We start from the raw sequence: 2,425 nt of genomic DNA on the forward strand, positions 1-2,425 counted from the left end.
GTCCCGTGATGCAGGAGCGCACGTGCACGTTCCCTCGACCAGCCACTCCACCGTGACCGTCGCGGACTTCGACGCCGCCGCGGGACGCTCAGCAGCGGCGTCACGACGGGCGGCACGACCTATGCGCTCGGCAGCATCGGCATCAACGTGGATTCGACCGGTGCGATGTCGGTCGACACCGCCGCGCTGACCACCGCGCTCAAGTCGAACGGTTCCGCGGTGGCGGCGATCTTCAACCAGACGAACGGCATCGCCCAGGCGCTCAATGCGAACATCAACACGTACACGCAGACGTCCGGCCTGATCGACCAGCGCACCACCGCGATCAATGCCGACCTGACGAGCGTGCAGAATCAGGCCACGCAACTGCAGACCTACTCGAACCAGCTGACCACGCAGTACACCGCGCAGTTCACCGCGCTGAACACGCTGATGGCGCAGATGGCGAACAACACCCGCTACCTGACCCAGCTGTTCGGCGGCCAGAACAGCGCCGGCGCGATGGCCACCAACAAGTAAGTCGCAACCGCACCGAACGGAACTGACCATGACGAACGACACCCTGTCCCGCGCCTTCGACCTAACCCGCGCCATGCAGTCGGCGGCCGACGCACGCGACTGGGTGCGCGTCGCGGCCCTCGTCGACGAACGCTCGCCGCTGCTGATGAACCTGTCCGGCGAGCAGACGCCAGAGGCACTGGACCGCGTGCGGCAGATCATGGCGATCGACGCGTCGATCACCGAGCATGCGCAGACGGACCGTGACCGCCTGGCTGCGGAATTCGCGCAGTCCCAGGAGCGGATCAAGGCCGCGAGCCAGTACCAGAAGGCTGGCATGCTGTGACCGGCCGGGCGTCTTGCCCGCCACGCATTTCGAATTAAAAGACGCCGCCAGTCGAGCGGTCCGTTGTCGCCGTACCGTCGAGCCGCTTCAATGCGGCTTTTTTTTCGCCTGCAGGCGGGAGCGCGAGCCGGATCGCGCCGGCTACGCCCGCGTCGCCCGCTCGACGGCCGCGTCGATCATCCCGGGCGGCCCGGCCCGACAATGCGCGAACGCGGCTTTCAGTCGCGGCGCGATCCCGCTCGTCACGCGTCCCGGGGTGCCGTGTCGCCGGCCGCGTAGCTGGCCCACATGCCGTGCAGCGCGTCCTCGAGGTTGCGTGCGAAGCGCGACGCATCGCACAGCGGCGACGCCAGCGCGCGCTCGCGCAGCGTTGCACGCAGCGTCGCCAGCCCGTCGCGGTCGCGCGCGAACGCAACGGCCTTCGCGAGGTACGCCGCCTCGTCTTCCGCGATCCAGTCGCCCATGCCTGCCGCATGCAGCAGGCTCTCGCAAATGTGCGTGACGAACCGGCTGCCCTTCATCCCGAGCACCGGTACGCCCATCCACAGCGCTTCGGCGGTGGTCGTGCCGCCCGGGTACGGGAACGGGCTCAGCGCGATGTCGATGCGGTTATACGCGGCGAAATACTCCGCACGCGGCGAGCCGCCTTCGAGGATCAGCCGCTCCGGGCCGATGCCATGCCGTGCAAAGCGGTCGAGCGTCGCCTGGTTCACGTCGCCGGCGCCGAGTTCATGGGCCTTCAGCAGCAGGCGTGCGTCCGGCAGCGCGTGCAGGATGCGCGACCACAGCGCGACGACCGCGTCGCTGATCTTGATCAGCTTGCCGAAGCAGCCGAACGTGACGCCGCCATGAGCCGCCATCGGCAGCGGGCCGACCGCGACATCGTACGGCGGCGGCGTGAAGCACAGGTAGCTGTCCGGCAGCCGCCACGGCCGTTCGGTGAAGTGATGCGCCTCGTCGGCCGGCAGCGTATGCGCATCGCCGATGAAATAGTCGATCGCGCGGCAACCGGTCGTCGCGAAGAAACCGAGCCAGCTCGCCTGCACCGGCGCGGGCTTGTGCCCGAAGATCGGCAGGCCGCTCCAGTTGGTGTGTCCTGCCATATCGATCAGGATGTCGATGCCGTCGTCGCGTATCAGTTGCGCGGCCTCCTCGCGGCCCAGGCTGACCACCTTCTTCCAGCTCGCGAAGTTCGGCCTGAGCCGCGTGGTCACGTCGTCCTCGCCGACGAACGTCACATACGCATGCGGCTCGATGCGCGACCGGTCGATCCGCGCGAGCACGCTTTCAAGGAAGATGCCGACCGGGTGCTGCCGCAGGTCGCCCGACACGAAGCCGACGCGCAGCGGCCGCCCCTGCGCCTGCGCGACGCGCTGCGCGCGGTCGTGCTCGAACGGGTGCGCGTCGCGCTCGAGATGTTCGCCGTAGCGGCGCGCTTCAGCGACCCACTCCTGCGGTTCGAACGCGGGCGAACTCGACATGTTGACACCCGTCCCGAGCGCCGCCCCGGGGTTCCGGTCCAAAACGGCGCTCGTCCGCGCGTCGGTCAGTCCGCGATCGGCAGGTACACCCGGTTCCCCG

General features: G+C 68.7%; 2 protein-coding genes and 1 pseudogene. 2 read left to right on the plus strand and 1 reads right to left on the minus strand.

Translation table 11 applies throughout. From position 1 onward, the window contains the following. Positions 1–90: 90 nt before the first annotated feature. Positions 91–519, plus strand: a pseudogene (fliD, locus tag ACWDD7_RS37540) (flagellar filament capping protein FliD); the annotation flags it as partial. 28 nt (positions 520–547) lie between these two features. Beyond that, positions 548–844, plus strand: a complete 297-nt coding sequence (locus tag ACWDD7_RS37545; protein WP_039346848.1) for a flagellar protein FliT — start codon at positions 548–550, stop codon at positions 842–844. A 242-nt stretch (positions 845–1,086) separates the two neighbouring features. On the opposite strand, the gene ACWDD7_RS37550 is transcribed toward ACWDD7_RS37545, so the two are convergent. After that, positions 1,087–2,425 (minus strand): O-linked N-acetylglucosamine transferase, SPINDLY family protein (locus ACWDD7_RS37550; protein WP_450460698.1); only part of this gene is annotated, 1,339 nt, incomplete at its 5' end.

It is taken from the genome of Streptomyces sp. NPDC001056 (assembly GCF_053598955.1).